Raw genomic sequence first — 6,718 nt, forward strand, 5'->3', positions numbered from 1 at the left:
CTTACCTCGTGAGCGCCGCCGCCATCCGCCGCAGCGCCTCGTCCAGCGTCGCGCGTGGGCAGCCGAAGTTCAGCCGCAGCCAGCCTAGCGCGCCGAAGGGGCGGCCGTCCGAGAGGCCGACGCCGGCGGCTTCGAAGAAGGCCGCCGGGTGGTCGATGCCGCGCTCGGCCATCAGGCCGCGGCAGTCGATCCAGGCCAGGTAGGTGGCTTCGGGCGAGATCGTCGCCAGGCCCGGCATCGCCGCCACCGCTTCCAGCACGCGGGCGCGATTGCCGCGCAGGTAGTCGAGCAGCGCGGCGCGCCACGGCCCGCCGTCGCGGTAGGCGGCTTCGGTCGCCACCATGCCCAGCACGTTGGCGTGCGGTATCAGGCCGCGCATCGCATGGCGGTAGCGGAGGCGCAGCGCGGCGTCCGGGATGACCGCGAAAGCGCAGTACAGCGCGGGAATGTTCCAGGTCTTGGACGGCGCCATCAGCGTGATCGTACGCCGTGCCGTGGCCTCGTCCAGCGCGGCGATGGGCCGGTGCGGACGCTCCTCGTCGAGCACCAGGCCGCAGTGGATTTCGTCGGCGCAGATCAGCAGATCCCTGCGCTCGGCAAAATCTGCCAGCCGGCGCAGTTCGCCGGTGTCGAACACGCGCCCGACCGGGTTGTGCGGCGAGCACAGCAGCAGCATGCGGCTGCGTGCATCCGCCACGCTTTCGAGCGCATTCCAGTCCCATTGCCAGCGGCCGTCGCGCAGCACCAGTTCGCAGCGCTGCAGCACGCGGCCGGTGTTGGCCGGCGCGGACAGGAAAGGCGGATAGACCGGCGCGGCGGTCAGCACGCCGTCGCCCGGCTCGCCGGCCAGCAGGCAGGCGAGGTTGAAGCCCGTCACCACGCCGGGCAGCCACACCAGCCAGTCGGGCTCGATCGTCCAGCCATGGTCGCGCTGCAGGCCCTCGGCCACCGCCTGCTCCAGCGAAGGCCAGGCATCGGTGTAGCCGAACACGCCATGGTCGAGGCGCCGGCGCAGCGCTTCGATGACGGCAGGCGGCGCAGCGAAGTCCATGTCCGCCACCCACAGCGGCAGCACGTCACGGCCGGCATAGCGGCCCCACTTCTCGCCCGGCGTGCCGCGGCGGTCGATGATGCAGTCGAAGTCGAACGGGGCGGCGGAATGGTCTGGGGCGTTCATGGTCGGCAGACAGTCGGGAACAGGGCCCTGCATTGTCCCGCAACTGCACGATGTATCCAGTGTTTCGATCAGGCCTTCAACACGCCGAAGCGCTTCAGCGTGCGCTCGCGTGCCGCCGCATGGTCGACGACCGGCGCGGGGTAGTCGACGCCGATCCGGGTGCGGCACGCATTCTGGTCGATGCCGCCCATGGTCCACGGCGCATGGATGAAGGCGTCGGGCACACGCGCCAGTTCCGGCAGGTAGCGGCGGATGAAGCGTCCTCCGGGGTCGAACTTCTGCGATTGCGTCACCGGATTGAAGATGCGGAAGTACGGCTGCGCATCGCAGCCGGTCGACGCGGCCCACTGCCAACCGCCATTGTTGGCGGCGAGGTCGTAGTCGTTCAGGTGTACGGCGAAATTGCGCTCGCCAAGGCGCCAGTCGATGCCGAGGTCCTTGCTCAGGAAAGAGGCGACGATCATGCGCAGGCGGTTGTGCATGTAGCCGGTCTGCGCCAGTTGCCGCATCGCGGCGTCGACGATCGGGTAGCCGGTGCGCGCCTCGGCCCAGGCGGCGAACAGCTCGGGCGCGTCGTCCCACGCCACGCCGTCGTACTCGGGCCGGAAGGCCCGCGCCACCACATGCGGGTGATGCCACAGGATCTGGTGGTAGAAATCGCGCCAGATCAGCTCGCCCAGCCAGGCTTGCGCGCCTTCGCCGCCATCGCGCCAGGCGTGCGCGGCGAGCTGGCGGATCGACACGGTGCCGAAGCGCAGATGGACCGACAGGTAGCTGACGCCCTTGATCGCCGGAAAATCCCGCGTCTGCGCATAGCGTCCGATGCGCGCGGCGAAGTCCTCGAACAACCTGCGCCCGCCGCTCATGCCCGTCGGCATCCGCAGCTCGGCAAGGCCGGCCGGCTCGAAACCGATGCCGGCAAGGCGGGGCAGCGCTTCGCCCGCGGGTTTGGGCGCCAGGCGGTGCGCGTACCGCTCCACCGGGTAGGGCTTCACCTGGAAATCGTCGACCGCCTTCAGCCACGCGTTCCGGTACGGGGTGAACACGCTGAAAGGCTTGCCGGCCTGGGTCAGCACCTCGCCGCGCTCGAAGGCCACCTGGTCCTTGAAGTCCTCGTAGCCGATGCCGGCCTCGGCCAGCCGCTGCGCCACCCGGCTGTCGCGCACGATCGCGTCCGGCTCGTAGTCGCGATTGACGAAGACCTTGGCCACGCCCAGCTCCACCGCGAGACGCGGGATTTCGTCCTCGGCGCGCCCGTGGCGCACGATGATGCCCGCCCCCTGTCCGCCGGCCGCGCGCGACATGGCGTCGAGCGCAGCATCCAGCTCGGCGAGGCTGGCATGGATGAACTCGACGCGGCGGTCGCGGCGCGACGGCAAGGCGTCGAGGATGGCGGTATCGAACACGAAGGCGCAATGCACGCGGCCGGCGAAACGCAGCGCCCGATACAGCGCGGCGTGATCGAAGCTGCGCAGGTCGCGGCGAAACCAGACGAGGGCTGAATTCATCGTTGCGATCCGGATGGACGGGAAGCGATTATCGGCTCACCCGGCCGTTTCTGCGACGCAGGCCCGCAGCAGAGCCGGAATCGCGGCCGGCATCCTTTCCTCGCCACACAAGAACGCGGGCGAAGTGCGTAAAATGGCAGGCATGGAAACCCCCACGGCCAACTTCACGCATCACTTCCTGATCGCCATGCCCCACATGGCCGATCCCCATTTCGCCCGCGCGCTGACCTACATCGCCGAGCACAACGAACAGGGCGCGCTGGGCATCATCGTCAACCGCCCGATCGACATGACGCTGGCCACGCTGTTCGAACGCATCGAGGTGCCGCTCGAAGCAGAAGGCTTCGACACCCAGCCGGTGTATTTCGGCGGGCCGGTGCAGACCGATCGCGGCTTCGTGCTGCACCGGCCGCTCGGCGACTGGCACTCGACGCTGAAGGTCAGCGACGAGGTCGGCCTCACCAGCAGCCGCGACGTGCTGCAGGCGATCGGCGCCCAGGGCGAGCCGCGCGAAGTGCTGGTCACGCTCGGTTATGCCGGCTGGACCGCCGGCCAACTGGAACAGGAACTGATGGACAACGCCTGGCTGACGGTGCCGGCGGACATGTCGATCGTGTTTGAACTGCCGCCCGAAGAACGCCTGGCCGCCGCGATGCAGAAGCTGGGCGTCGATTTCGCCAACCTCAGCGAGGTCGCGGGGCATGCCTGACGCGGCATCCGCCGCCCCGCCTACCCTGCCCGCGCGCGGCACCCTGCTCGGCTTCGATTTCGGCCTGGCACGCATCGGCGTGGCCGGCGGCGAACTCGAAACCGGCCATGCCAGCGCGCTGACCACGCTGCACGACGAATCCAACGACGCCCGCTTCAAGGCCATCGCCAGGCTGATCGCCGAATGGCGGCCGGTGGCGCTGGTGGTCGGCATCCCCGTCCATCTCGACGGCAGCGAACACGAACTCACGGCCCGCTGCCGCCGCTTCGCCAACCAGTTGCACGGCCGCTTCGGCCTGCCGGTCTTCCCCGCCGACGAACGCCTGTCCTCGGTCGCCGCCGAAGCCGAACTCTCCCGCGCCGGCCTCAAGGGCTGGGGCGAACGCAAGGCGGTGCTCGACGCCGCTGCCGCCCGGATCATCCTGCAAACCTTCCTGGACGCCCATCGCCATGAACATTCTCGATGCTGAAGCCCTGTGCCGGCAGCTCGCCGAGCAGATCCGCCCCCACGTCACGCCGGCCACCGCGCTGGTCGGCATCTACACCGGCGGCCTGTGGCTGGCCGAACGCCTGCACAAGGAACTCGGCATCAGCCAGCCGCTGGGCGCGATCGACGTTTCCTTCTACCGCGACGACTACGGCAGCAAGGGCCTGCACGCCAAGCCGCAGCGCACCGGGATCCCGTTCAGCGTCGAAAGCGCGCACATCATCCTGGTCGACGACGTGCTCTACACCGGCCGCACCACCCGCGCCGCGCTGAACGGCCTGTTCGACTTCGGCCGCCCGGCCAGGATCGAGCTGGCAGTGCTGGTCGACCGCGGCAGCCGCGAGTTGCCGATCGCCGCCCGCTACTGCGCCCACACCCTGCCCGAAGCCCTGCCGCGCGACCAGAACCTGGAACTGCAGCGCGACGAAGCCGGCCGACTCACGCTGGAACTGACCCAGCTCGGCTGATGCCCGATCTGCCGTAACACGCTTCCGACAAAACCCTTACACCCCATCGCCAATCGCTGATTCCGAGGCAAGCCCGATGCGCAACCCCCAGCTCAACAAGCACGGCGAACTTCAGCATCTGCTGACGCTCGACGGTCTCCCGCGCGACATCATCACCGCCATCCTCGACACCGCCGCGCCCTTCACCGAAGTGGCCGAGCGCGAGGTCAAGAAGCTGCCGCTGCTGCGCGGCAAGAGCGTGTTCAACCTGTTCTTCGAGAACTCAACGCGCACCCGCACCACTTTCGAGATCGCCGCCAAGCGCCTGTCGGCCGACGTGGTGAACCTGAACATCAACACCAGCTCGGCCTCGAAGGGCGAGAGCCTGCTCGACACCGTCGACAACCTGTGCGCGATGCAGGCCGACATGTTCGTCGTCCGCCACGCCGCCAGCGGCGCGCCGATGCTGATCGCCCAGCACCTGCAGGCCACCGGCCGCGACCACATCCACGTCGTCAATGCCGGCGACGGCCGCCATGCGCACCCGACGCAGGGCCTGCTGGACATGTACACCATCCGCCACTTCAAGCAGGACTTCAGCCAGTTGACGGTGGCCATCGTCGGCGACGTGCTGCACTCGCGCGTGGCGCGCAGCCAGATCGCCGCGCTGACCACGCTCGGCGTGCCCGAAGTGCGCGTGATCGGCCCCAGGACCCTGCTGCCGACCGAAGTCGAGAAGCTCGGCGTGCGCGTGTTCCACGACATGCGCGAAGGCCTAAAGGGCGTGGACGTGGTGATGATGCTGCGCCTGCAGAACGAACGCATGAACGGCGCGCTGCTGCCCACGCCGCAGGAATACTTCAAGGTCTGGGGCCTGACCGCCGACAAGCTGGCGCTGGCCAAGCCCGACGCGATCGTGCTGCACCCGGGGCCGATGAACCGCGGCGTCGAGATCGACTCCGCCGTGGCCGACGGCGCGCAGGCGGTGATCCTGCCCCAGGTTACCTTCGGCATCGCCGTGCGCATGGCGGTGATGAGCATGCTGGGCAGCCACTGAGCCCCGGACAGAACAGGCACAAGGATTCGCGAATGAACATCCTGATTTCCAACGGCCGCGTCGTCGATCCGGCCCGCCGCACCGACGCGGTGCAGAACGTCTATGTCGCCGGCGGCAAGATCGTCGCCCTCGGCGACGCCCCCGACGGCTTCGTCGCCGAACGCACGCTCGACGCCGGCGGGCTGGTCGTCGCCCCCGGCTTCATCGACCTCGCCGCCCGCCTGCGCGAGCCCGGCTTCGAATACCGCGCCACGCTCGAATCCGAGATGGAAGCGGCGATGGCCGGCGGCGTCACCAGCCTGGCGATCCCGCCGGACACCGATCCCGCGCTGGACGAGCCCGGCCTGGTCGAGATGCTGACCTACCGCGCCAAGAAGCTGAACCGCGCCCACATCTATCCGGTCGGCGCGCTCACCATCGGCCTCAAGGGCGAGCGCCTGTCCGAGATGGCCGAACTGGTCGAAGCCGGCTGCGTCGCCTTCTCGCAGGCCAACGTGCCGATCGTCGACAACGGCGTGCTGATGCGCGCGATGCAGTACGCGGCCACCTTCGGCTTCCGCGTATGGCTGCAGCCGCTAGCGCCTTTCCTCGCCCGCGGCGGCAACGCCCACGACGGCGAAGTCGCCACCCGTCTCGGCCTCGCCGGCATGCCGGTGGCGGCCGAGACGGTGGCGCTGTACACCTACCTCGAACTGGCCAAGATCACCGGCGCGCGCTTGCACATCACCCGCCTGTCGTCCGCCGCCGGCCTGGAACTGATCGAGCGCGCACGGACCGAAGGCATGGACGTGACTTGCGACGTGTCGATCAACCATGTCCACCTGTGCGACATGGACATCGGCTACTTCAACCCCAACTGCCATCTGATCCCGCCGCTGCGCAGCCAGCGCGACCGCGAAGCGTTGTGCCGAGGCCTGGCCGAAGGCCGCATCGATGCGCTGTGCTCGGACCACACGCCGGTTGACGATGACGGCAAGCAGACGCCCTTCGCCGAATCCGAACCCGGCGCCACCGGCCTCGAACTACTGCTGCCGCTGACGCTGAAATGGGCCGAACGCGCCGGCCTGCCGCTGCTCGACGGCCTCGCCCGCATCACCTCGGATGCAGCGAAGATCATCGGCATCACCAAGGCCGGCCACCTGTCGCCGGGCGCCCGTGCCGACATCTGCGTGTTCGACCCCGCCACCCACGTCACCATCGCCCACGACACGCTGAAGAGCCAGGGCAAGAACACGCCTTTCCTCGGCATGGAACTGCCGGGCAAGGTGCGCTACACGCTGGTCGAAGGCCAGGTAATGTACGAAGGCTGAACGGCCAGCGCAGCAAGGCTCGCCC

The 6,718-nt window shown here is 68.9% G+C and carries 7 protein-coding genes; 5 read left to right on the forward strand and 2 right to left on the reverse strand.

Annotated features, from left to right (window positions below; translation table 11 throughout):
• Window position 1: 1 nt before the first annotated feature.
• Together NX068_RS19880 and NX068_RS19885 are read right to left on the reverse strand one after the other, a co-directional pair.
• The gene (locus NX068_RS19880) at window positions 2–1,177 is read right to left on the reverse strand and encodes a MalY/PatB family protein (protein ID WP_263462954.1); all 1,176 of its coding nucleotides are present in this window, start codon (window positions 1,175–1,177) and stop codon (window positions 2–4) included.
• 68 nt (window positions 1,178–1,245) lie between these two features.
• Entirely contained in the window at window positions 1,246–2,685 is a 1,440-nt protein-coding gene (locus NX068_RS19885; RefSeq protein ID WP_263462955.1) for a cryptochrome/photolyase family protein, read from the reverse strand.
• 133 nt (window positions 2,686–2,818) lie between these two features.
• Between NX068_RS19885 and NX068_RS19890 the strand changes: the two genes are divergently transcribed.
• The 5 genes from NX068_RS19890 (at window position 2,819) to NX068_RS19910 (ending at window position 6,693) form a co-directional block, all read left to right on the forward strand.
• Window positions 2,819–3,394, forward strand: coding sequence for a YqgE/AlgH family protein (locus tag NX068_RS19890; RefSeq protein ID WP_442806768.1), 576 nt, complete (start codon window positions 2,819–2,821; stop codon window positions 3,392–3,394).
• On the forward strand, window positions 3,387–3,863 hold the full coding sequence (gene ruvX / locus NX068_RS19895) for a Holliday junction resolvase RuvX (RefSeq protein ID WP_263462957.1): 477 nt from the start codon (window positions 3,387–3,389) through the stop codon (window positions 3,861–3,863). The genes NX068_RS19890 and ruvX overlap by 8 nt, the downstream gene beginning before the upstream one ends.
• Window positions 3,844–4,347, forward strand: a complete 504-nt coding sequence (gene pyrR, locus NX068_RS19900; RefSeq protein WP_263462958.1) for a bifunctional pyr operon transcriptional regulator/uracil phosphoribosyltransferase PyrR — start codon at window positions 3,844–3,846, stop codon at window positions 4,345–4,347. Before ruvX ends, pyrR begins: the two co-directional genes overlap by 20 nt.
• 76 nt (window positions 4,348–4,423) lie before the next feature.
• Window positions 4,424–5,383, forward strand: coding sequence for an aspartate carbamoyltransferase catalytic subunit (locus NX068_RS19905; RefSeq protein ID WP_263462959.1), 960 nt, complete (start codon window positions 4,424–4,426; stop codon window positions 5,381–5,383).
• Window positions 5,384–5,415: 32 nt separating this feature from the next.
• Window positions 5,416–6,693: a dihydroorotase gene (locus NX068_RS19910; protein WP_263462960.1), complete on the forward strand. Its 1,278-nt coding sequence runs from the start codon at window positions 5,416–5,418 to the stop codon at window positions 6,691–6,693.
• The last annotated feature ends 25 nt before the right edge of the window (window positions 6,694–6,718 follow it).

It is taken from the genome of Thauera carbonicopians (assembly GCF_025699485.1).
Taxonomy (GTDB): Bacteria; Pseudomonadota; Gammaproteobacteria; order Burkholderiales; family Rhodocyclaceae; genus Thauera.